Consider the following 21235-nt stretch of genomic DNA (forward strand, 5'->3'; position numbering starts at 1 on the left):
GGCCCGCCCGGCGGCCCTCTCTCACGGATCAGGCCGGATCAGCGCGCGGCGCCCCCAGCCTCCAGGTCGGGAGACACCCATCCATGCGTGCTTCGCAAGGCGGGGAACCCCCGGGCGCCGGACCGGACAGCCCGTCACCCCCGCGACGCTCGGCAGGCGCCCTTCGAACGGGCCAAGGGGCTCGGCGGCAGCTGCGCGGTTCCCCCTTGGGAGATTCCCGGACTTGGGAAGATCGCCGTGTTCCACGATCCTGATGGCAACCGAGTCGGCCTCTGGCAACGATGGCTGCGGCGCTTCGACGCGTTTCGATGGCCGGTCATCAGCCGACGCCGGCACCGACCCACACCGGTCCCGTCACAGATCGGGGTGGGCGGCCCTCGGTCCTGCGAAGTCTGCGGTCATGCCGCGGCGGGCTCGGGGCGTTCGAGGAGGTGACCGCGTTCGAAGCGGGCTCCGGCGCGGACGAGGGCGACGAGGTGGGGTGCGTTCACGGCCCGCCATCGTTGCCGGGCGGACTCGATGAGCTTGAAGACTGTGGCCAGCGCGGGGGCCGCGCTGCCGGCTCCGGGGGTGACCTTGGTCCGCAGTCGGACGGTGGCTAAGGTCGACTTGATCGGATTCGTGGTCCGCAGTTGGATCCAGTGCTCGGTGGGGAAGTCGTAGAACGTCGCGGCCCTCGGCGTTGTAGATCTCCTGCAGGGTCTTCTTCGCGCCGGGCTGCGCGGACTTCGGCAGGGCGTTCGCGACGTTGGCGATCTTGTGAACCCAGCACCTCTGGTGCCGGGGGACGGGGAACACTTCGGCCAGGGACTTCCAGGAGCCCAGGGCGTCGTCGCCGACCGCGAGGACGGGAGCACACATGCCCCGTCGTCGGCAGTCCGGCAGCAAGTCGGCCCAGGAATCGGCGGATTCGCGGTAGCCGTCGGCCACGGCGATCAGCTCTTCGGTGCCATCCGCGCGCACGCCCATCAGCACCAGGACTCAGGACTTCGCCTATATAGGCGTTGACTTCGGCCTCCAGCGCGGCGGCCAGCATCCGCCTCGCACCTTCGCGGACGATGTCGTCGATCAGGAAGCCAGTCTCGGTCGTTCCATCGGCATTCACTGCGCTCAGCACGGGCGTGCCTTCCCGGCCGACGGCGCAACGTCAGCCCACTCGATGACCAGAAGTCGATCACTCGGGAAGGTACGCCCTCCGCGTCCAGCCCGAGGCCGATCCACAGGTCATGAGCATTGCTCCGACCCTTCCTGTCGAACCGGCCATCCCGTGGCTGTCGAGTGCCCGGACGAATTTCCGTGACCGGAGCTGAGAACGCCGATCGGTGTACAGAATGCACTCAGCGACGTTCTCACGCCGGGCAACAACGTTGGTCACTGCGGTCACGGCGAGGCGTGACTTCATCCGCGAGTCGATGGATCAGCCCACAATCCTCTTGCTGAAGACGCCACTTGACTTGCCTCAGACGACTCCAACGCTGCGTCGCCCGCGCGGTCTGCCACGCCATCCTCATGCCCTGCTCTGCTCCCGAGCAGAGATCCGCTGGTTGACATCAGGGGCATTGAGGTCGCGGTCCTTGACGAGTGGCTGTGACGAACACCTGATGGCGCGGGGGAGGTGTCAGCGGTGGCCCAGCACGTTGATCACGCGGCCGTTGGGGTCGCGGACGAAGAACCGCCGTACTCCCCATTCCTCGTCCTGCAAGGGGTGAATGATCTCCGCACCGCTCTGCTGCATGAGCGCGTAGGCCGCATCCACGTCGTCCACCTCTACGCTCATGTCGGGGGTGAGCGGCGCCGTCTTGTCGCCGGTCATGACGCTGATCTGTGCTGCCGGGCTGGAGGGGGAGGCGAGTGTCATGATCCAGCCGTGGTTCATGACCTCCTCGAAGCCCAGCAGACCGTAGAACTCCCGGCTCTCCTGCACAGCCTCTGACTGGATGTTGGGCACGACGCGACGAACGGTCATCGGACGACTCCAAGTGAGAACAGACGTGTCTCGGGAACTCCCAGGAGTACTACAGCACATCCGCCAGAGCACATACTTTCGCAACAGACCCTGACACCTCGTGCCCGCCCTGGAGCAGTTCCTCGGCAGCTCTGCGGGCCTGTCACCGGCGACGGTCACCCGGCTCACCAGCAGTGGCAGGCCGACCACCAGACGTTCTGCGAGCGCGATCTGTCCGGCAGCGACTACGTCTACGCATGGGCCGACGGCATCCACGTGCACATACGCTTGCGGGAGGCGAAGTTGTGCGTGCTCGTACTGATGGGAGTGCGCGTGGACGGCACCCTGGCCGAGGTGTTCCCCGAGACCCGCCATCAGAGGTGCTGGCTTCACAAGATCGTAAATGTGGGGACCCGCTTCGAACGCGGTCGGCTCGTTGAAAGGCCGCAGACGACTGCGGCATGAATAGGGTGGCGGACCTGCCTCGAAGTTCGAGATCATCCTGGCATGTTGGACGGCATGCCAGGACAGGACCTTCCGGTCGGCTTCGGCTTCCGACCGTATCGCGGCGACGAAGACCACGGCCCCATGGCCGCGGTGCGTCTGGGTTGTGCGGAACGGGACCGGGTCGACACCCATTCGGTTGTGGAAGGGCTTCCGGCAGCGCCCGAGATCGCCGAAGTCTCTGCCAAGCTGGAGGAGCCGTCCAAGAACCAGATCCTGGTGGTGCACGACGGGAGCGTCGTTGGCTACTCGACGATCCGATGGTGGCAGGAGCGGGACGATACGTGGCTATACCTGCACCGCGGCTACCTCTTGCCCGAACACCGCAGGCAGGGCATCGGCTCAGCCATGCTGAGCTGGGCCGAAGAGCGGATCCGCCAGCTCGTCGTACAGCATGGAACAGTACGGACTGCAGTGATCGGCGCGAACGCCATGGCCTCCGAGCAGGACTCCACGGCGCTACTGCTCGCAGCCGGCTACCGACGTGTCTTCAGCCTGGTCGAGCTGAAGCTGGGCACTCTGCAGCAGTTGCCCGAGCTGGACAGCGAACTGCCGGCCGGGATGCGGACGGGGCCGATCGGGACAAGCGACTACCGCGCAGCCTGGAGGACGGTCGTCGATTCGTATGCGAATACCGGTTTCACTCAGAAATGGACTTTCCAGGAATTCGTCGACACCGCCGACCCCGCATGCTGGAGAGCTGCATGGAACGGTCAGGACATGGTCGGCGTCGCCCTCTGCTCCATCCGCCGTCACCACCACACCGTGGGCGAGGTCGAAGAGCTGAGTGTCCGGACGGACCAACGACGCCTAGGAATCGGCCGGCTCCTACTGCTGGACGGGCTGCGAAGTCTTCGTGAGCAGGGTGCAACGACTGCGCGACTGTTCACGGGCACGGCAAATCCTCACCGGTCCTACGATCTTTACGAGAGCGCGGGGTTCCGGCGGCAGAACGAGTACGTCCGTTACCGCAAGCCGCTTGCTTGATCAACCGGTCATTTGACTGTCCGGTCACTCCACAGGATTTGGCGATTCCTCCTCCCAGCCCAGCTGCCTGGGCGTCCCCGGTGGACCGTCGAGCGCACCATCTCCTGGTTCGCCGGATGCCGCCGACTGCACCGCCGCTACGAACGTAAGGCCGAGCACGTCCTTGCCTTCGCTGGTATTGCCGCTGCGCTGACCCGCTTCCGGCGCCTCGCGCGTCAGATGTGACGCGGTGGGCCCGGGCTACGGGACGTTCCAGGCGGAGATGATGGGTTGCCCGTTCTCGGTGGCGAGAAAGCTGAGCGTGCCCGGATGCGGGTGGCCGAGCAGTGGGCTCGCGGACGCATCGAGGCCGAGCCAGCGGACGGTGAGGACGCGCGCCACATGGCCGTGCGCGACGACGGCGACGTCGCCGCCGCTCAGCAGCGCGCGGATGCGGTCCAGCACCGTGCCGGTGCGCGTGGCTACCTGCGCGAGCTGCTCGCCTGGGTGGTCGGCGTCGCCTGGAAATGATGCCGTCGCGCCACAGGTCCCAGCAAGGGGCTGTGGGGGAGTTGTTCGCAACAGGTAGACGCGCGTCGCACATCGTGCCATCGCTGCGGTTTCCCCATACACGCATTTCCAACCCCCCACATTCTTTGGAGAGTTCATGCGCCGCGCTTTCTACGGCCTGCCCACCGCTGCCCTGCTCCTGCTCGGGGTCAGCGCCGCCCCGGACCTTGCCGATCCTCCCGCGCCGCCGTCGTCGGCGACGGCCCGCGCAGAAGTGTCCGCGTTGAAGGTGGCTGCGCCGCATTCCACCACGGTCACCGACGTCGCCGAGGCCACCTTCGACCACATGGTCCCCCTTGCCGAGGCCTGGCGCTCCGGCGCCGGCACCTGGACCGCTGATCAGCGCGAGGCCTTCGGCGACTATCTCAAGGACCCTCAGCTGCTGATCGCGTCGGAGTCGTCGAACTCGGCGAAGGGCGACAGTGGGCCGGCCGACTGGAAGCCCGCCAGTCATGGGGTTTGGTGCACGTATGCCGAGGGCTACACGCACGTGAAGTCGGTGTGGAAGCTGACGACCACGGACAAGGAGAAGTCGCCGCTGTCCTGGATGCTGGGCGGCTGCACGAACTGATCTGGCCGTGTGCCTCGGCGGCGCGGATGGCCGACCGGACCGGGCTGGGGCCTGTCCGATGGGTGAGGCCCGGAGGTCTCGCGTTCGTTCGGGGTGAGGCCTTGGTCCGGTGGCCTGCCCCACCGGGGCTGTTGATGCTGGGCATGAAGGCCGTGCCTATGCCGTGCCCGAGCAGGAGATCGGGGTGACGCGATGGCAGGGCTGCCCGCCTCTGTTCAGTGATGCCGAGCTCGTCTGCCTGGCGGCGTACGGGAAGCCGTGGGGGACCGGGCTACGTCTGCCCCGGAAGGCGTAGGACTGGGTGAAGGCCCGCGCCTGCCGCTCAACCTGTACGGCGCCACCGCGTGGTTCACGTTCGCCGACGGCCGCATCCGCAAGGACGTTGTTCTCCACGACTGGTGGTTGCAGATCAGCGACGGCGATCGCCGTCCGTTCGACCGAGCGCGCGTTGCACTCACCGCGGACGTGCGCGAGGACCGGTTGCGGGGTGCTCCTGGCCGTGGTCCCCTTCACCGCGGCAGGGACCGCATCCGCCACCTCGACCGCGACCAAGCCGAACCGGCGCTCACTGCGCCGCCGTCGGCGACTCCAGCCGCGGGACCCGAACTGCACGGCAAGGCCCTCGCGGCTGCCGGCGGGGGAGGACGGCCCAGCTCCGGGAAGAACCCGGAGGCCGGCCCGACCTGGCACAAGGTCGATGGCAAGTGGCAGGTCGACCGTACGACCGTGACCCTGCGCGACACCGTGACCGTCCGGACGGCGACAAGAGCGACTTGACGTTCGACGTGTGGACCGTGAACCCGGACGGCACGCCCAAGGCACACGTCGATACCGACAAGAACCAGTACGGCATGCCCGTCTCCGGCTACGTCAAGTCGGGTGAGAGAGCCTCCGCCACCATCGACTACGGCTACCTCCACCCCGGCTGGACGTACGCCTTCCGTACCTCCGCATTCGACGGCAGCCTGTACGAGCAGACGTGGTCTCCGTGGGCGACGTTCACGGTCCGGGACCACGCCGTCGACGTCACACTTCCCGAGCCGGACAAGGACGCGCCGGCCGTTGACCTGGCAAAGTACCAGGAACCGCAGGTCAGCAACGATCACGTCAACTCGTCCCCCGGCAACCCTGACTCACTCAGCAGGAACAAGCTGCCGACGCCGCTCGGCAAGGGCTGCAAGGAAACAGGCGACAAGATCTACTGCGCCACAGTCGGCAAGCCTGCGGACATGACGCCTGACGAGCGTGCGCACGTGGCGAAGGGGCTGCGCGCCATCGGTGCGTCCAGCCTCGTCTCCTGGTGCGACGGGGCTGCGGTTGGCAAGGACTACATCAAACGCACCGAAGGCTGCGTGAAGAAGGCGAACGAAATCACCAACACGGTCTACACCAAGCTCCCCAACGGGGAAACCTGGCCGGTGGGTCGCGCTGTCTTCGCCTCGCGATCGAGATCAAGACGGCCATCGACTCGAACACCTTCACCCAGCAAGTGCACCACCAGCGCCCCCACGTGGTCGCCGCCGCCCACCTGGTCGACCACCGGCGTCGACTACCACGACACAACCGCGACGTTCACGCACACCGTCACCGGTGTCACGGCCGGCAACGTCGTCCCTGTGCAGCTCATCTGGGAGTGGAACGGCACCGTACCCGATCAGGTACCGGACGCTTTCCCCGACGGAAACATCGGCAACTCCGTCCCTGATCTCGACATCCGCTGTGACGCGGTGGCGACGGCCACGCCAGGATGTGTCTTCTCCGCGTACAAGCTGACCTGGGTCATGAACTTCAAGAAATTCCCGGCTGCTGTCGCGCACGCGTGGATGACGCAGGCCAAGCTGCCCAACCACCCCGGAAGCAAGCCGGCCGACGAGCCGCTGTTGTACTTGCCGGCCAAGGGAAGCGCCAGCGGCCGTACACCGACCCAGAACCGCGGCGTGATCTGTCCGTCAGGTTGGGCCGCAAAGTCGGGTAATCCAGATACGACCACCCTTCCGGGCAACACGCCCAAGAACAACGATCCAAGGTCCTGCGACGAGTTCTGCTACGCCTCCGCCGCCAACAGCGGCGGCATGCCGGCCCCTGACGGACTCAACCCTGTCTCGTCGGGCGATCAGTGTGTGCAGACGTACTCGCCTACTGGTACTACGCCCCCGAGTTCGCAGGGTGCAGCGCAGCCGCAGCGACCGTGAAGTGCAAGGTCAAGTGACCTGACCGACCGACGTACAGGGGCGGCGCCCATCGACTACGGTGGCGCCGCCCCCTTTCCGCCAGGAGAGACCCATGACCGACGGCCTTCAGTGGCTCGCAGAGGTGCCGGACCCGCTCCCCATGGGTTTCTGCGTTGTCTTCGCGCGGGGTATTGGCCCCCAGGACCTTGTACACCGCTTGGTCCCTGATGCTGAGCCTCGCTTTATGGGCCTGCGCACACATGAAGCATTCGAGCTCGAGCTGCTCGAACTCGACCGGGGCAAGCCCATGTACGACACCGTGGGTGTGCGCTACGGGTCGGTTGGCGACCTTTCTTTCGCTGTCGGCTACGGCACCTGGTACGGCACCCTCAGCCGGCATGCGACGCCCTCGATCTCCTCGACGGCGCGTACATTTACGAGCTGTATTTCATGGCAGAGCACCCGAACGTCCCTCCTCCGTATTTCTGCTACAGCCATGACTCGGTGTACGAGGCGATGTGTGACCTCAACGACGACGACTGGGCAGGAGTCGTCGATGTCCTTGGAGACAACGCCGAGCTGGTCGCCGCACTGGAGGCCGACAAACGGCGGCCCATGGACATCCTGGAACAGCGCTTCGGTCTGGCCCTACCGAAGGGAGCGATCCTCACCGGCGAACTTCCCGCCGCGATCATCAAGGATGCCTGACTTCGCATGCCCACAAGGAAAGCCACCGTCTGAGGAGCCGTTCGCGGGTGTCGGCGGGGAAGAGGGCGTCCGTAGGGTTCCCGCATGACGGATGAGAGTGGGCCGGCCGTGCAAGCGGGCCATCGATGGGGAGATGCTCGGCCAACTGCCAGCTGTTCTTCCTGCCCACCGGCCCGAGCAGGCCATGCACATAGGCCCGCATCCGCCGTCGCAGATCCACGCGGCCGAAGCGGTGACCGATCCGCACCAGTAGCTCTTCCTGTAATCGCTGTTGTGCTGATCATGCAAGACGATGTGCGGCCTGGGTCTGGGCTTCGGCGTTTGAGGAGGTGCTGTTGCGGGTCCGTCACCGGTTGTCCGGGAGGATGTAGCGGTCCGCGGTGGTGATCAGAGCGGCAGCGGCCGAGCGGCCGGCCGAGAGGTAGCCGGCAGCCAGGGCCAGGGCCAGTGCCAGGGCCAGTGCCGAGATCCCGCTGTTGCATGCCTGTTGTATGTCGAGCGCGGACGCCGTGCCGCCCACGGTGTGGTGCTGAATGTACGAAGCCGGCGTCGTATCGGTCCATGGCCACGGCCTCGGCGACCGGCACGAGATCGCCCAGCCAGGCGGCAGAGGCATGCAGGTACACATCGTTCCAACGCATTCCTGGCATTCCTTTCTCCGGGGGATGCTGGACGCCGAGGTGAGGGAGCGGCGCGTCGAAACCTTTAGTACCTGGGGAAATGGTTGACACGACGGTGGATTTCGAGTTTGCCGCCCTCCCCGGGCCCGGACCGGGGCGGGCTCTACCGCACCTACGGTCCGAACACCAGCGGGGAACGACAAGGGCGACACGGCACATCGGCCTCCGCCAGTGTCGGCCGCCTCTCCCATCACCTCACCTGGAAGAGGTCCCCGATGCCGTCTTCATCCCCCCGCCCGCCGCACAGCCGAGGCAGACACCGCCGGCCTCGCGCTCACCGCCGGTGGAGGACCTTGGCCGCGGTCTGCCTGGGCACGATGATGGTGACCCTGGACACCACCGCCGTGGCCATCGCCAACCCTGCCATCGCCAGGGAATTCCATGGCAGCCTCGCCGGGCTGGAATGGGTGACGAACAGTTATGTGCTGATGCTCGCCATCGCTCTGATCCCAGCCGGTCCTCTGGGCGACCGCTGCGGGCACCGGGTCGTCTTTCTGATCGGCCTGCGCGCCGTCCAGGGCTTGTTCGGCGCGCTGCTGCAGCCCTCGGGACTGGGTTTGCTGCGGGGCGTTTTCCCCGGAGACCGGCCCGGCGCCGCCGTCGGGGCGAGGGGCATGGCCATGGCCGCCTCCACCGCGGCCGGACCGGTCGTCGCCGGGCTCCTGGTTGGAGGACAACGGCTGGGAATCGGTGTTCCTGCTCAACATACCGATCGGGGTCGGCGCACTCGTCGTCGGCGCCGGAGCGGTGCGCGGCGCGACGCCGAGCGGTGGCACCACCCGGAGCCTGCCGCTGCCCGCCCTGTCGCTCCTCCGGTCGACCGCCTTCCGCGTCGGGACGACGCTGACGGCCCTCACCTCGTTCGTGATGATCGGTGCGCTGTTCTTCTTCACGCTCTACCCTGCGGAGCGTCGTCGGCGAGTGCCCCGTCCAAACCGGCCTGCGCCTGCTGTCACTCACCCTCGCCATGGTCATCGCCTCGCCCGTGGCCGGCTGGGCGCTGACGCGCGTCGGCCGCGGCACGTTGGCCGTCGCCGCCCTGATCCTCACTGCGGCGGCGCTCCTGGGCCTGTGGGGCGTCGGGCACGGCTCGTGGGCGGGTGCGCCCTGGCTCGTGCTGCTCGGTGCCGGTCTGGCGCCCGTGTTCGTCGTCGCCACCCATCTCGTCGTCCGGGACGGACCGGCTCAGTCCGTCGGCGTGGCCTCCGGGATGCAGCAAACCGCCGTGCAGCTGGGAGCCATTGCGGGCATGACGGTGCTCGGCGCGGTCCTCGGTCATGCCGTCGGCGCGGTGCTCCCAGAGCCCCTCCGGATGAGGGGTCCTGAAGGTCTGCGCGCTGATCGCCTTGGCGACCAGCGCGTTGGGCTTTGCCGTCCACGCCGGGCGGGGTGCCGTTGCGGCATGGCGACGGCTTCCGGCGAACAGCCGGCCGGCGGGCAACGGCAGCGCGGAAAGGTCCTAGTGTCAGGGGTGGGTGGCGGACGTGGCGGTGTAGGGGGCCGCGGCGTGCTGGGCGGCGTAGAGGAGGGCGGGTTCGATCTTCGGCCAGAAGTAGCTGTCCTGGCAGGAGTACGCGGGGGTGAAGCCGTCGCAGCCCCTGCCGTCGCTGTCACCGATCTCGATGGTGAAGCTGGCCAGGCCGAGCTTGTCGTAGGTCCAGTCGTCGGTCCCGCCGGAGGCGTTGTAGAGGATCTCGCCGGCCTGGCCGTACTGGTAGCCGGTCAGTGAGGCCATGTGGGCGGCCAGCGCGCGCAGGGCGGTGTCGTTGCCGGTGTGCACGGAGGCGTCGTACTCCCAGGGGAAGAGCACCATGCCGGCGTCGCTGTGCATGGTGATCATCATGCCCTTGGCGGTCGACGGCGCGGGGTCGGTGTCGCCGGTGCCGGTGCGCACCGCGGGGAACAGTTCGCGGAAGAGCTTCTCCAGAGCGGTGTTCTCCACCTCGGAGTCGCCCGCGGGGCCGCCGTACGTCTGGTCGCAGGACGCGTCGGAGGTGCCGGAGGCGCCCCAGTGGGTGCCGGCGTTGCGGTTGAGGTCGACGCCGATCTGGCTGTAGGCGCTCACCCCGCACCGGGAGCCGTGCGCGTCGTCGGCGTTCTTGCGCTGCAGTACGGGATTGTCGCCGCCTGCCGCGACCATGTCGACGCCGTCGGGGTTGGCGTCGGGCACCACCCACATCTCGGTGGTGTCCATCAGCTTGGTGATCGCCGAGTCCTTGCTGTAGCGGCTGGTCAGCGCGTCGATCCAGCGCCACGACATCTCACCGGTCGTCAGTTCGCGGGCGTGGATCTGACTCATCAGGAAGAAGCGCGGCTTGGCCGAGTTCGGGCTGAGCGCGCAGTCGCCCGCCTGGATCTTGGTGATGCATATCGCCTTGAGGTCGCGGCCTCCCTTGCCTTGCTGCTTGAGCCATGACTGGCCGTATGTCACCACCTTGGCGAGGCCGGGGTGTTGGGACGCGGTGTCGTCCAGGTGGGAGTACTGGGCGGTGACCGTGTGGTAGCCGCCGTCGTAGGTGTTGCCCACGGCGTGGGGCACCGCGGCGGAGGAAGGGATCGCCTCGGTCAGTGTGGTGGCGACGGCGGGGCTGAAGCCGAGCCGCCGCAGTCCGGTCGCGGTCGACGTGTCACCGGAGACGAACAGGCTGTTGCCCTGTCGTTTCTCCAGCAGGTCGTACCCCGAGTCGACGAGGCGCTCCGCGTCCGTGCGCGGATGGCGTGTGGGTACGCGGTAGATGACGACCGTACGGTGCCCACCGTGGGCGCTGCCGGAGGTGGTGGCGTGCCCCGCTGCGGCGTCCACGCCGGTGGTGGCATGCGCCAGTTGCGGCAGCAGGGCGGCGGCGACCATGACGGTACCGGCGGTCAGGCCCGCCAGGCGTTTGTGTGCCATGGAGGTGACCTTTCGTGGGGGATGGTCTCTCCCAATATGGCATGTCCATGGCGTGAGTGGTATGGGTCGAGCGGCACGGCATGGGGCTCGGTGCGCGCGGCCGGAACGGTCGGGGCGCCGCAGCCTGCCTCAGGTGCACCGGGTGGCCGGGCATAGACTCCAGCCGTCGCCGGCAGCGGGCGGCTGATTGTGCTGTCCGGAAAACACCGCTCGCTCGCGGCGATCGAGGTCGGCCTGCCACAGATCTGGTGGATGTAGATAGACGAGCCGCTGCCCCGTCAGCGGCAGATCGCGCTCCAGCTCTCCCGCAACGCCGTCACCGGGCAGGACAGCCCGGCGATCCTGAAGAGCTGTACGGCGAGCTGGAGTCGGTGGAGTGGCGCCAGTACACGGGCCTGGACGACAAGACCCTCGACGTGCCGGAGAAGGCGGACGTCGCTTCGCTGGGTGAGGCGAACCTCGACTTCGCCAGCGTGCAGTTGATGTTCCTGCCTGATGAGCTGGAGCGTGCGGAGGCCGCGTTCGATGCTGCGCGGTCGACGGCTTCGGCGGATCAGCGGTGGGTGGCTGGGCTGGAGCAGTACGAGCCGGTTCTCGATGCGCTGGAGACGCCGCGGGCCGCGTACCAGATCGGCAACAGCGCGACCGCGCTCGGCCTTCTCGGCGATCCAGGCCGGCTCGGCGGGGTGCAGCATGTGGAGGACGTCGCCGACGGCGGCGTGCGGGGTGTGCGGGTCGGCGGCGAGGGCGGTCAGGGTCTCGGCCCGGCGGTGCTCCGAGTGGCGCTCCAGGAGCCGGGCTGGGCGGTCGTGGTCGGGGTCGATGTGGTCGATGACGCGGATCAGTGTCCGGCTCGGTGCGGGGGAGACGACGGCCGGCTGATCCATGGAGGCGGGCTGAACGCAGGCCCCTGCGAGATGGTCGGGGTTGGCGCTGAGGAGGGCCAGGTCCTCGGCGAGGCGCAGGACACGGCCGTCGAATTCGTAGTCGTCGGCTTGCTTCTCGGGCAGGCTGAGCAGTTGGCCCCGGAACGCGAGACGGGTTGGTGGCCGCGTGCGGCCGGTCGGCGGCGAGGTCGGGCAGACGCGGGTGGTTGCGGACCCGTTGGGCGATGTGATGCAGGGCCTTGCGTGCCGTCGCCTGCGGATTGGGCAGCTCAGCCAGCTCGGGCAGGCACAGAGCCGGCAGGCGGGCCAGCAGCAGGTCCTCGCTGAGGGCGGAGGCCAGGTCTTCTGCGGGGAGGTCTTCGCCGTCCGGGTCGGAGTCGGCGGCGTGGACCCGGGTATGTTCCAGAGCACCGATCTCGGCCTGGTCGAGCAGCAGGTGCTGGACGGCCGCCCCGAACGTGGGGGCGCGACGAGCTCCGCCCACCGCTCAGGACACCTGGCCGGCGTCGCCCAGCCGCTGTGGCTTCCCAGCTCCCGCGACCAGTCCATGGAGAACATGGACACGGCCTTCCGGCCTTCTCGGCTTCCGGGGGGAGCAGGTACGCGGCGAGCGGAGTGTCGACTCGCCCTGCGTGATGAACTGGCCCCTGCTCGGTTCGTTCGCCGGATTCCACGTGACGAACTGCCCTCTATTCCGTTTACCAGTCGATACGGCAGCGACTTCGACACGGGTAGGCACGATGGGGAAGAGAGCGCAGCAGAAGCGGGCGGCCAAGCACGCGAAGCAGGCCAAGCAGCGCAAGGCGGCGGCGTCACGATCCGCTGCCACGTTTGCGACTGTGGCGGCGAGCCTGCCGCAGCCGACGTCGATGGACGACATCCTCTTCTGGATCACGGCCACGCCGAGGGGCGGCTTTGCCGACAGCTACGCGACGGTCGACGACGCCATCGTGGCGGCGGAGAAGGCCGGCGGGGTTCTGTCGTGCTTCTCCTTCGACGAGTCCGGCGAGTACGAGCAGACCCTGCGCCAGGACGCGGACGGCTGGCGGTACGAGGTGGCGCTGTACCCGCGGCTGGGTCTGCGGGAGTTGGTGAAAACGAGCTGGCTGGACGCCGACGACCGGGACCAGGCCGTTCAGCAGCTGCGCCGCGCTATGGCCGCGTACGTGCCCGAGAGCCTGCGCCACCCCGGGCTGGAGGCGGTGCAGCGGCCGTCGACCACCAGCGTGCCGCGCATCGGCTGGGCACAGAGCGTGCCGGTGGCCGGGATGCGGGCCTGGGAGGATGTGCGCCTGGTGGAGCAGGAGATGGGGCTGTTCGACCTGGTGCCGCTCGCCGATGGCCCCGATGGCGGCCTGTGCTGGGGCCTGGCGGAGGAGGCTTTCGCCCTGTTCCGCGCGCACGGCCTGTCCGCCCGCGCGTGCGCCCGTTGCAGTGCGCCGGTGACCGACCGGCACCCGCACTGGCCGGGCGTGCTGGTCAGCGTGGAGAACGAGTTCGGGCCGGTGTGCGGGCACTTCCGACCGGGGGGTGAGTCCCCGCAGCGGGTCGGCCACGTCCTCGATGCCGCTCAGGACCGCCCGGTCGGGAAGCTCACCGGCAAGGAGCAGAAGGTGCGGTGCCAGCACTGCGACGTGCACGTCACCGAGCAGCACCCGGACTGGCCCGGGGTGTGGACCGAGTCCGGTGGATCCGGCAGCCCGAACTGCGCCGTGCTCGGGGCCGGGGCCGATGACGCCACGGAGTACGACCTGGTCGACTGCGTCTACCCGCACGTTCCGGTCGGTGCCGACAGCCCGGCCGCCGCGGCCATCACCGCCGCGAAGAAGGTCGGTTACTTCCTCCAGCCGCGCCTGCGGAGCTGGGCTCAGTAGCCTGGGAGAAGACGTCGGCCGCCGTGGGCTGCCGGAAGACGTGAGGCCAGGTGGCCCGGGGCACGACCGGGAGCCTGGCCTCGCGCACGTCGTACTCCCCTGCTGGGCCGGCCGAATGGGTCGTCTCGCAAGGCGGGAACGGGCTTGGCTCGTGCCCCCCAGTACTCGCGCCGGGCGGTGACCAGGGTGCGCCAGCGTTCGCGAGTGGTCCGTTCGCCGTCGAGCCGGCGTGTTGATGCGGTCGGCTGGTGGGGGAGTTCGCCCATGTAGGCGGCGAGTTCTGTGTAGTACGTGTAGTCGCCGTTGTCGGTGAGGGTGCGCAGTCGGCTGATCGTGTCGGTCAGGTGCTGGGTGTTCTGGACGGCGTGGTGGAAAGGCGAGGGCGAGTTCGAAGGTGACCTGCATGGTGGGCAGTCCGACGCCCCTGATCTCGGTGCGCAGGACCTCGGCCCGTTCTTCCACGCCAGTGGTGCCGGCCTCGCGCAGGAAGTCTGCGACCTCGACGGTGAAGGCGGTGGCGCGCAGGTCGAGGCCGTCCAGGAGGTGGCGGGCGAGGGTGATTTCGTCGTCGGCCTGGCCGGGGCCGGGGCCGGGGTCGGTGAAGGCGGTGACGAGGGCGCGCTGGGCCTGGGCGATGGCCCGCTCGCCGGCGACGGCTTCCTATTCGGCCCGGGTGCGGGTGCCTTCGTAGGCGGCGGCCGCGCGGTGCAGGCTCAAGGTCGAGGAAGCCTGCGGCGAGTTCCACCACCCCGACCAGCGCCTGGCCGAACTCGCCGACGCCTGCTGATCCGTTGTCTGATATGGCGGGCCGCCACCTCGCCGGCCCGCCATGGACACGCCTTCCGTCGGTGATACTGGTACTCCGCCGAGTCCTCCTCGATGTGTCGCACAGCCTTCTTCACCGACTGCACCAGCTCGTATCGGTTGCGCCCGGTCTCCTCCGCGTGAGCGGTGGCCGCGGCCTGCGCGGCCTCAGACGCCTCACGCCAGCGGCGCCACTGCGCGTCGTACCCCTTACCGGAGACGCCTGCCAGGCGGGCACGCTCCAGCTCGGCGGTACGTTCCAGCTCGATCAGGTCTTCGGGGACGTCCGTCACGTGCACGGATCCTGGGCGGTCGACCCGAAGAACCGACCATCAGACGTACCGCCCGTTCGGGTACACCCACCCGTCACTGGCCCAGTACTGCCGCTGCCACGGCGGCGATCGCTGCCCTGCTCATCCCTACGACCGCCCACGCCGCCCGGCCGCTGACCCCGGCACCACGAACATCGCCCCCGTACCGGACGTTCTGGCCCAGCTTCCGGTCCGGAACGAGGACCGTACCGGCTACGAGCGCAGCAAATTCAAGCACTGGGTCGACGCCGACAGGGACGGCTGCAACACCCGGGCAGAGGTGCTGAAGGCCGAGGCCGTCGTCGCACCCGAGCAGGGTCCGAAGTGCACGCTCACCGGCGGCGAGTGGTACTCGCCGTACGACGACCGCTACATCCAGGGAGCGCGCGGCGTCGACGTCGACCACCTGGTCCTGCTCGCCGAAGCCTGCGACTCCGGCGCCTCGGCCTGGACCGTGAAGGAGCGAGAGGCCTACGCCGACGACCTCGGCGACGACCGCGCACTGATCGCGGTCTCCGCCGCCGCGAAGCGGTCCAAGGCAGACCAGGACCCCACGACCTGGCTGCCGCCGGCCGCAGGCTACCGCTGCCCGTACGTCACCGACTGGGTCGCGGACAAGACCTGGTGGGGCCTGAGCATCGACCCGGTGCAGAGCAGGTGGCTTTGCACACGTTTTCTTTGCTCGAAGCCCGGGACGGCTGCGGCGTTCTTGGGCTGATTGTAGGTACTCAACTTCCGTGTCATGCAGCGACGCTTTGGCCTGGACCTTCTCAGGCTGTCTCACGCGCGGCGCCTGTCTGCCGTCTCGGATTCGTGGCATTTCCTCGCGCGAGCCGTTGTGCCGCCTTCGACTTCTCAGACCTGGCTCGTCTCCGGTGCGGAGGCGGAGAATCTGTCCCCGGTGACGTCGGTGACGTCGGTGACATGGGGTTGGTCGGGTCCGTGAAGAGGACGACGTCCGGCGCGCCGATAGCCAGCGCGGCTCTGCTCATCTCGGCCGTCACGACGCCCGCGTAGCCGCCGCCGCGAAAATGATCCGGAATGTAGACGGGGTCCACCCGGACCGTACCGCCGACGATCGATGTTGAGCCCGCCAAGGCCGGCCTCGGCCTGCTGCTCCGCCCCCTGCTTCCGCTGAACGAGCGCCTGGGCCGCACCGATTGAGAGCCGCCACGCCGCCGTTCCCCGTCCCGCGCGGACGTCATCCAACGCCTGGTCAACCCAGGTCAGGACGTGGGACGTCCCCAATGCGCCTCCTTCCGCCGGCCGCAACCATGAACCGTGAGCACGGTCGTGGAGCATGAACCCAAGCGACGTCCCGCGCAGGGACTCGATCCGAAGGGGGAAGCATGCGCAAGACGATCAGGCGATGCGCCGACGCCGCCGGTGCACTCGGTCTCGCGGCCGCACTGATGGGTACGGCGGCCCCGGCTCAAGCGGCGATAGCGGCACCTCAAACGGCCTTGCAGCCAATGGCCTACCAATCCACCACGCTGTGGCTGCCGGACGGCAAGCGCACGGCGACGGTCTGGAGGACTTGGTACCGCAACTCCGACGGCCGCTACCACGGTCGCTACGGCTTCACCTCTGCCAGCCGCGGCGTGTCCGTCTACGTGGTCCTTTGGACCAGCGACAAGACCAAGTACCTGCCGACCGAGGGCAAAACGTATTCCTACTCCGACGAGTCCACGGTCCAGCTCTTCGCCTGCGACAACTCCTATCCCAACGACGAGGACTGCACCGCCACCTGGTAGAGGACAAGGCCCCGTCACCCGAAAGGGTGAACGCTTCGATCAGGGAGTCTCACAACGGTGGCCTGAGTGCCACCGTTGTGCCATCGCAACCGACACTGCGCCACGAAATTCTGAGACGCTACAGCTGATGTACGGTCTCGCCACCGATGACATGTCGATCTTCTGTGACCTGCTGGTTGAGTCTGCGGCTGAGCTACCGAGCACGAGGACTCCATGCGAGCTCAGATCGCGCACCGATGAGTTCCCGTGCCGCGCCGATCTGTACGCGTGAGACCGACTCACGGAAGGCTGGCGCCATGCGGAAACTGATCTACGGCATGAGCCTGACCCTGGACGGCTACATCCCCGCGCCCGGCGACGACATCGGCTGGAGCGTGCCGAGCGACGAACTGTTCCGGTTTTGGTCCGACCAGTTGCAGGCGACCGACCTGTCGCTGTACTGGTGCAAGCTGTGGCAGACGATGAGCTGCTACTGGCCGACCGCCGACCAGCAGCCCAACGCCACCCCGGCGGAGATCGAATTCGCGCGCCGCTGGCGGGACATGCCGAAGGTGGTGTTCTCCTCGACGATCGACAAGGCCGACTGGAACACCCGCCTGGTCACCGGCGACGCGGTCGCCGAGATCACCCGGCTCAAGGCCGAGGACGGCGGCTCGATGGACATCGGCGGCGCGACGCTCGCCGGGGCGGCCATGCGGGCCGGGCTGATTGACGAGTACGTGCTGGCCTCCCCGAAGTCCTGAATGGGTACTCTCATCCGCCCGTGCTCGCAGTTGAGGCCCACACCCGGCTCAGGCCCGCAAGCGGCATCCCGCCATACGCTCCGGCTCCTGGACAAGGGGATTTTGCATCTCACCGAGGAGATCAACGACCTTACAGAACGGATCAGCACAGCGATCAATGCCTGCGCACCCAAGCTCCTGGATCTCTACGGCGTCGGTCCGGACACGGCCCTGTTGACGGCAGCCGGCGACAACCCAGACCGCATGGCCGGCGAGGCATCCTCTGCCGCCCTTTGCGGCGTCAGCCCTGTGGAAACATCGTCTGGAAAGACCCAGCGTCGCAGGCTCAACCGCGACGGCGATCGCAGGCCAATTCGGCGCTCCACATCATCGTCATCGCCCGCCTACGAGATAGGACACCCGCACCCGTTCTTACCTGGAGCGACGCGTCACCGAGGGCCAGACACGACGCGAAGCCATCCGATGCCTCAAACGCTACGTCGCCCGCGAGATCCACCAAGCCCTCCTTCCATCCAAGAGGAAATCCCCGGTACCAGCCCCTGTCGGTTGACATCCACAGGGGCATCAAACTCGCGGTCCGCTACGAGGCGACCGTCCTGGTAGCGGCCATCAAGGAGTGGCTGTGATCAGCCCTGCTGGTGGCACAGCTGGGTCAGGGCCTTGAGGATGCGCTTCCAGGCGTCTTCAGCCGCGTCGGCGTCGTAGCTCTCGGGGCGGTCCTCACACAGAAAGCCGTGCTGGGCGGCCGGGTAGTCGATCAGTTCATGACGCATACCGGCCTGCTCAAGGCGCTGCCCCAGCCGCTGCCACTCGTCCTTGGAGATGAGGAAGTCCTGTCCACCGACGAGACCGAGCAGCGTGGTGCCGTGTGCGGCCATCGATGCTGCACCGTGGGGTGTCAGCGGCGGTTCCGGCTCGGCCAGTGGGATCCCGCCGTCCAGGGTCCAGCCGCCGTAGCAGTCAACGACCATGTCCAGCGGCATGCAGGTGGACGCGAGGACACCGAGGTGACCGCCAAGGGAGAAGCCGACGAATCCGCGGCCGGCCCCCGCACCCAATTCCGCACCGGCGGCGAGGGCTGCTTCGGTGTCGGCCACGACACCCTCGCGCGTCAGATGACCGAGTAGCCGGAAGCCTTCCTTGCGCCCGGCATCGTCGTAGCCCAGTTCGGCACGGCGTGACTGGCGCCAGTAGAAGTCCGGGGCAATCGCCACGTAACCGGCCGCTGCCAGCCGCTCGCACACCTTCTCCACCCAGCGCGTGACACCGAACAGTTCCATGCCAACCACCACGGTCGCCCGAGGCTCATGTGTCAGCGGTGTGGCCACATAGATGTCCGGCCCCTCGGACAAACGTGTCCAACGAGCAGAAACCGACACAAGATCCGACATGATTGTCCCCCAGGACGAGCAGCAAAGAATGCCCGCAGTTCGACTACAGGCGCCCCAGGTTAACCCGAGCCATTTGTGACTCACGCCAGCCCCCAACCACCTGCCAATTCCTGGCCGCACTCACTTCGCCCCCAGGGCGTGGTGCCGAGTGTCAGGCCAGTAGCCGACGGCTCCAGCCGCGTGCGCGTCAGGCCCGGCTCTGCTCCGGACGTTCCATGACGACTTGGACTGCTCCGCCCGGCACCCGCGTGGACCTGCAGCGCAGGTCACTTCAATGAGTGACAGCACCACGCCGGCGAAGGAGCCTGACGACCGCCGCTCCTGGGGAGTCTCGGACCCGCGCACCTCGGGCCCGCGCACCTCGGGCGCGAGCCCTACCGCCGGGGCCGCGCGGGCCTAGGCGGTGCGCAGCTCGTAGTCGCGCCGCGGAACCGTGGGTCCGGGCCAACCCCTCTGCACGGGACCGGCGCGTCCAGCCGGTGCGCGTCGGTATGCCGCAGCGCGCTCAGATCGCGGTCGTCATCGTCGGGGAAGAAGAACCCCTCCAGCTCCGGGCGCAGACGTCTGGATCAACCAACGTTGATCGTCTAGCCCCAGCCGCCACGCAAACAGGGCGAACGTTGCTTGATGCAGCACTGGCGCGGACCCAATCGGAGGTCACGAGATGCGCTGGGCGCCCCACAGCGGGAGGTGTTCGAAGAACTCGACGGCGTCCGCGCGCCAGCGTCCCCGCCAGCCGGCCGCGACAGCTGCCGCGTCCTGGGCGATCCGTCGGCTGTCAGCGCGCAGTTGTCGGTCGACGCCGTGGTGCCGGGCGATGCCCTGGACCTGCTCGACCATCTCCGGCGGGCAGTCCGGGTCAGCGAGCGCGGCCTCCACCAGCTCGCGGTCCCGGCCGGCCGTTGCGCCCAGGAGCGCGCACACCGCGTAGCTGCGGCGGCCCGCTCGCAGATCGGAGCCCGTCGGCTTGCCGACCGTGGCCGTGTCCGCGAACAGGTCGAGGTAGTCGTCGCGCAGCTGGCCGCTCACCCCGACCAGCCGCGCGTAGCGGGCCAGTTCCTCGTGGTGGCCGGCCGGATCGGCGCCTGCCGCGAGCAGGCCCAGCTGCAGCGGGGCCAGCACCGAGTACCGGGCGCTCTTGTACTCGGACACGGCATCCAGCACCTCCCGGTCGGGCAGCGGGCCGAAGTCACGCTCCAGATCGAGGACCTGCCCGACGACTGTGTCCGCCCCCGCCGTCGCCTGCACCGCTGCCATGGCCTGGCACAGTTCACGCGACACCGGCGCGCACAGCAGTACCTGCACTGACCAGAACGCGGCCAAGTCACCGGCCAGCACCGCAAGTCCCAGAGCAGTCTGCTCGCGGTCGGGATAGCGGTCGCGGTAGGCGTAGTACACCGACCGCGCGCCCCGGCGCACCGGGGAGTCGTCGACGATGTCGTCATGGATCAGGCCGTGCGTCTGCAGCAACTCGATGCTCAGCGCCGCCTCCTCCAGCCCCTCCACGGGATCGGGGGTCACCAGCCGCGCTGCCTCGTACAGCAGCGCCACGCGGAGCCGCTTGCCGCCGCGCAGCGACATGTCTCGCACCAGCTCCAGCGCCTCGGGCACGAAGGAGCTGTGCGGGAGCTGCTGCTGGGCGAGCGTGTCGAAGTAGCGGGCGAACAACGGCTCGAAACGGTCCCGGTACCCGGCCAGCCGCTCGTGGACATCGGCTGTGATCTCAACAGTCATGACTCTCCCTGGCGCAGCAAGTACGAGGAGCATCGGCGGCCGGCCGTCAACCCGCCACCCGTATCACCCAACCAACGAGCTTGCACTTTCCGTGACCCTCCATGTACGGCTGTCCGCACCCGCCGTCTCACACCCGGCGAACGATCGCCACGTACAGGAAAGGATGGCCGGCGCCGGACTACGGGCACCGTTCGCTGCGTCCACCGCATTGAACTTTACCCCCCCCGCCAGCTGCCAGCTGGCAGACAGGATCTTCCTGGCCCGTCCCGGCTGTCCGTCCGTACGCGGATATGTCCAGCGCATGCCGATGTCGGAGCGCTGCTCGACGCGTTCCGACGTCAGCGTCGAGGCCCTGCTCCGCTGATTCCCGATCCATGCGCCTAGTGCCGGGTTCCTCTTTCGCTGGGTATATGTCCTGGTGGCGGGGTGGTTCGGGTGCTCGGGGGCGGGTGCTGGACGGTGGTGTTACGGGCGCGGCCGAGCCGTGACGAAGGCGGGCAACGGGTCGTGTGTCGACTGGCGCGGGCACGCAAGGCGCCTCGTGATCTGGTGCTGTGGGCCCGGATGGTCGAGCTGGGCTGGTTCGGGCAGCGAGTGGCTGCCATCGCGGATGAGTTGAGGTGCAGCCCCAAGACAGTCGGCCGCCGGCTGCACCGCTTCAACCATCTGGGTCACGTCCGCTGGAGTGGTGTATCGACGGCCACTCGGTGATCTCTTCTTCGAGGCTAT

The 21235-nt window shown here is 68.1% G+C and carries 20 protein-coding genes and 5 pseudogenes; 15 read left to right on the forward strand and 10 right to left on the reverse strand.

Annotated features, from left to right (window positions below; genetic code table 11):
• Window positions 1–398: 398 nt before the first annotated feature.
• A pseudogene (locus IE277_RS45210) lies at window positions 399–981 on the reverse strand (transposase); the annotation flags it as partial.
• 637 nt (window positions 982–1618) lie between these two features.
• Entirely contained in the window at window positions 1619–1966 is a 348-nt protein-coding gene (locus IE277_RS45215) for a VOC family protein (RefSeq protein ID WP_189959763.1), read from the reverse strand.
• A 103-nt stretch (window positions 1967–2069) separates the two neighbouring features.
• Here IE277_RS45215 and IE277_RS48605 point away from each other — a divergent pair.
• From IE277_RS48605 to IE277_RS45225, 3 genes and pseudogenes are all read left to right on the forward strand, one after another.
• A pseudogene (locus IE277_RS48605) lies at window positions 2070–2353 on the forward strand (transposase); the annotation flags it as partial.
• 99 nt (window positions 2354–2452) lie between these two features.
• On the forward strand, window positions 2453–3436 hold the full coding sequence (locus tag IE277_RS45220; protein ID WP_189959765.1) for a GNAT family N-acetyltransferase: 984 nt from the start codon (window positions 2453–2455) through the stop codon (window positions 3434–3436).
• A 69-nt stretch (window positions 3437–3505) separates the two neighbouring features.
• Window positions 3506–3661 (forward strand): annotated as a pseudogene (locus IE277_RS45225) (transposase); the annotation flags it as partial.
• A gap of 15 nt (window positions 3662–3676) precedes the next feature.
• Here the strand turns inward: IE277_RS45225 and IE277_RS48610 are convergent.
• On the reverse strand, window positions 3677–3880 hold the full coding sequence (locus IE277_RS48610) for a histidine phosphatase family protein (RefSeq protein WP_229882544.1): 204 nt from the start codon (window positions 3878–3880) through the stop codon (window positions 3677–3679).
• A gap of 202 nt (window positions 3881–4082) precedes the next feature.
• Between IE277_RS48610 and IE277_RS45235 the strand changes: the two genes are divergently transcribed.
• From IE277_RS45235 to IE277_RS45250, 4 genes are all read left to right on the forward strand, one after another.
• Complete coding sequence (locus tag IE277_RS45235) at window positions 4083–4556, forward strand: GmrSD restriction endonuclease domain-containing protein (RefSeq protein WP_189959766.1); 474 nt, start codon at window positions 4083–4085, stop codon at window positions 4554–4556.
• A 258-nt stretch (window positions 4557–4814) separates the two neighbouring features.
• Complete coding sequence (locus tag IE277_RS45240; RefSeq protein WP_189959768.1) at window positions 4815–5333, forward strand: hypothetical protein; 519 nt, start codon at window positions 4815–4817, stop codon at window positions 5331–5333.
• A complete protein-coding gene (locus tag IE277_RS45245) occupies window positions 5330–6748 on the forward strand; it encodes a hypothetical protein (RefSeq protein WP_189959770.1) in 1419 nt (472 codons plus the stop codon). The genes IE277_RS45240 and IE277_RS45245 overlap by 4 nt, the downstream gene beginning before the upstream one ends.
• Before the next feature lie 429 nt (window positions 6749–7177).
• Window positions 7178–7435 (forward strand): hypothetical protein, encoded by a 258-nt coding sequence (locus tag IE277_RS45250; RefSeq protein WP_189959771.1) that lies wholly within the window; start codon window positions 7178–7180, stop codon window positions 7433–7435.
• A 346-nt stretch (window positions 7436–7781) separates the two neighbouring features.
• On the opposite strand, the gene IE277_RS45255 is transcribed toward IE277_RS45250, so the two are convergent.
• On the reverse strand, window positions 7782–7955 hold the full coding sequence (locus tag IE277_RS45255; RefSeq protein WP_189959773.1) for a hypothetical protein: 174 nt from the start codon (window positions 7953–7955) through the stop codon (window positions 7782–7784).
• 480 nt (window positions 7956–8435) lie between these two features.
• Between IE277_RS45255 and IE277_RS50030 the strand changes: the two genes are divergently transcribed.
• Window positions 8436–9119, forward strand: a complete 684-nt coding sequence (locus IE277_RS50030) for an MFS transporter (RefSeq protein ID WP_373311013.1) — start codon at window positions 8436–8438, stop codon at window positions 9117–9119.
• Here the strand turns inward: IE277_RS50030 and IE277_RS45265 are convergent.
• The 3 genes from IE277_RS45265 to IE277_RS45275 form a co-directional block, all read right to left on the reverse strand.
• Window positions 9068–9556: a hypothetical protein gene (locus tag IE277_RS45265; RefSeq protein ID WP_189959778.1), complete on the reverse strand. Its 489-nt coding sequence runs from the start codon at window positions 9554–9556 to the stop codon at window positions 9068–9070. The genes IE277_RS50030 and IE277_RS45265 overlap by 52 nt on opposite strands.
• Before the next feature lie 24 nt (window positions 9557–9580).
• Entirely contained in the window at window positions 9581–11008 is a 1428-nt protein-coding gene (locus IE277_RS45270; RefSeq protein ID WP_189959780.1) for a M14 family zinc carboxypeptidase, read from the reverse strand.
• A 278-nt stretch (window positions 11009–11286) separates the two neighbouring features.
• A complete protein-coding gene (locus IE277_RS45275; RefSeq protein WP_189959796.1) occupies window positions 11287–11895 on the reverse strand; it encodes a hypothetical protein in 609 nt (202 codons plus the stop codon).
• 740 nt (window positions 11896–12635) lie between these two features.
• Here IE277_RS45275 and IE277_RS45280 point away from each other — a divergent pair.
• The 6 genes and pseudogenes from IE277_RS45280 (at window position 12636) to IE277_RS45305 (ending at window position 17984) form a co-directional block, all read left to right on the forward strand.
• Window positions 12636–13769 carry a hypothetical protein gene (locus IE277_RS45280; RefSeq protein ID WP_189959782.1) on the forward strand — a complete coding sequence of 378 codons (1134 nt, stop codon included), beginning with the start codon at window positions 12636–12638 and terminating at the stop codon, window positions 13767–13769.
• 351 nt (window positions 13770–14120) lie between these two features.
• Complete coding sequence (locus IE277_RS45285) at window positions 14121–14621, forward strand: hypothetical protein (protein ID WP_189959783.1); 501 nt, start codon at window positions 14121–14123, stop codon at window positions 14619–14621.
• A 543-nt stretch (window positions 14622–15164) separates the two neighbouring features.
• Entirely contained in the window at window positions 15165–15602 is a 438-nt protein-coding gene (locus IE277_RS45290; RefSeq protein ID WP_229882546.1) for an HNH endonuclease family protein, read from the forward strand.
• A 631-nt stretch (window positions 15603–16233) separates the two neighbouring features.
• Window positions 16234–16638 (forward strand): hypothetical protein, encoded by a 405-nt coding sequence (locus IE277_RS45295; protein WP_189959785.1) that lies wholly within the window; start codon window positions 16234–16236, stop codon window positions 16636–16638.
• A gap of 296 nt (window positions 16639–16934) precedes the next feature.
• Window positions 16935–17369 (forward strand): annotated as a pseudogene (locus tag IE277_RS45300) (dihydrofolate reductase family protein); the annotation flags it as partial.
• Window positions 17370–17381: 12 nt separating this feature from the next.
• Window positions 17382–17984: a transposase gene (locus IE277_RS45305; protein WP_229882547.1), complete on the forward strand. Its 603-nt coding sequence runs from the start codon at window positions 17382–17384 to the stop codon at window positions 17982–17984.
• A gap of 23 nt (window positions 17985–18007) precedes the next feature.
• Here the strand turns inward: IE277_RS45305 and IE277_RS45310 are convergent, their stop codons facing one another.
• From IE277_RS45310 to IE277_RS50295, 3 genes and pseudogenes are all read right to left on the reverse strand, one after another.
• Window positions 18008–18772, reverse strand: coding sequence for a dienelactone hydrolase family protein (locus tag IE277_RS45310; protein WP_189959791.1), 765 nt, complete (start codon window positions 18770–18772; stop codon window positions 18008–18010).
• 657 nt (window positions 18773–19429) lie between these two features.
• On the reverse strand, window positions 19430–20506 hold the full coding sequence (locus IE277_RS45315) for a polyprenyl synthetase family protein (RefSeq protein WP_189959793.1): 1077 nt from the start codon (window positions 20504–20506) through the stop codon (window positions 19430–19432).
• Window positions 20507–20569: 63 nt separating this feature from the next.
• Window positions 20570–20914 (reverse strand): annotated as a pseudogene (locus tag IE277_RS50295) (helicase associated domain-containing protein); the annotation flags it as partial.
• 156 nt (window positions 20915–21070) lie between these two features.
• Here IE277_RS50295 and IE277_RS50040 point away from each other — a divergent pair.
• Window positions 21071–21217, forward strand: coding sequence for a helix-turn-helix domain-containing protein (locus IE277_RS50040; protein WP_373311014.1), 147 nt, complete (start codon window positions 21071–21073; stop codon window positions 21215–21217).
• Window positions 21218–21235 lie beyond the last annotated feature (18 nt).

The sequence above is a fragment of the Streptomyces alanosinicus genome, from assembly GCF_014650595.1.
In the GTDB taxonomy this organism is placed as follows: Bacteria; Actinomycetota; Actinomycetes; order Streptomycetales; family Streptomycetaceae; genus Streptomyces; species Streptomyces alanosinicus.